Annotated in this window: 1 protein-coding gene; it reads right to left on the bottom strand. The window is 33.5% G+C overall.

Annotated features, from left to right (window positions below; translation table 11 throughout):
* Window positions 1-229: 229 nt before the first annotated feature.
* The gene (locus H4J57_RS19480; protein ID WP_157470916.1) at window positions 230-769 is read right to left on the bottom strand and encodes a DUF2059 domain-containing protein; all 540 of its coding nucleotides are present in this window, start codon (window positions 767-769) and stop codon (window positions 230-232) included.
* Window positions 770-896 lie beyond the last annotated feature (127 nt).

The raw sequence follows: 896 nt of genomic DNA, 5'->3' as shown, positions 1-896 counted from the left end.
ACCCACCACAAATAATGCTTGAGACTCCTAAAATATCAGTAACAGTCCTGAGATTTTTCGATAGCGATTTGCGTTCCTGCCTAATTGTTCGAATATACTCAATCATAGCCTTGCCATATAACGCCACATTAAGCGGCAAAAAATTGTTGGTTAAAATGTTGAACGGAGTGAAAACAACCAACTGTTTTTTGTCCGTTTGAATGCCTTGTTAGCATGAAATTAAACCGAACTACTTGCCAGCTTTTTTGGCTAAATTTAGTAATTTTCTACTGTATATTTCAGTGGCATCATTATGTATTTTTACTGAGTCTTCATTCATCTTGGTTTGAAACTTTATATTAGCTTGAACATCCGCTTTAGCTATTTTTATACCTACAGGTGAGGAATAAAAAGCAATTGCTTGCAATAATTGCTCTTTGGATAAAAGGCTTTCATATTCTTTAGAAATAATTCTAAGGTAAGTCTCTACATTTATAGAATGGCAACCAGAATCATAATACTCTTTATAAATAGCGACTAATTCCGGCCATTCATTTGATGATTCATTAAATCCATAAAAATAATTTGGTTCATTAATAAGAAGACTTTCAGGAGTAATATATTCATTGCCTTTCAGACAAGTTTCGATAACATTTTCAAATTGTTCTTTATAATTTAGATGTTCCACTAATTTATCTGAATATTCATTACCTTGAACATTATTTACAAAGTGGCTTAACACGATTAATGCTACAAATTTTCGAATTGAGTACATGCCTATCCCTTTCATGCTAACGCCCCACTAAGAGGCTTTTAATTGTTGGTTAAAATGTGAAGCGAAGCGGAACCTAACCAACTGTTAAAAGTCCTGCTTGAGTGGCTTGTTAGCCGTGCTTTACACCAAATCTATTTCAGTG

The sequence above is a fragment of the Colwellia sp. BRX8-7 genome (genome assembly GCF_014077275.1).
Taxonomy (GTDB): Bacteria; Pseudomonadota; Gammaproteobacteria; order Enterobacterales; family Alteromonadaceae; genus Colwellia_A.
Note: the sequence above shows the minus strand (reverse complement) of the source record. Positions and strands in the feature narration are given on the sequence as shown.

What these genes read in the sequence shown, in the direction of transcription:
- H4J57_RS19480 (WP_157470916.1), bottom strand. Translation starts at nt 769, where the DNA reads ATGAAAGGGATAGGCATGTACTCAATTCGAAAATTTGTAGCATTAATC.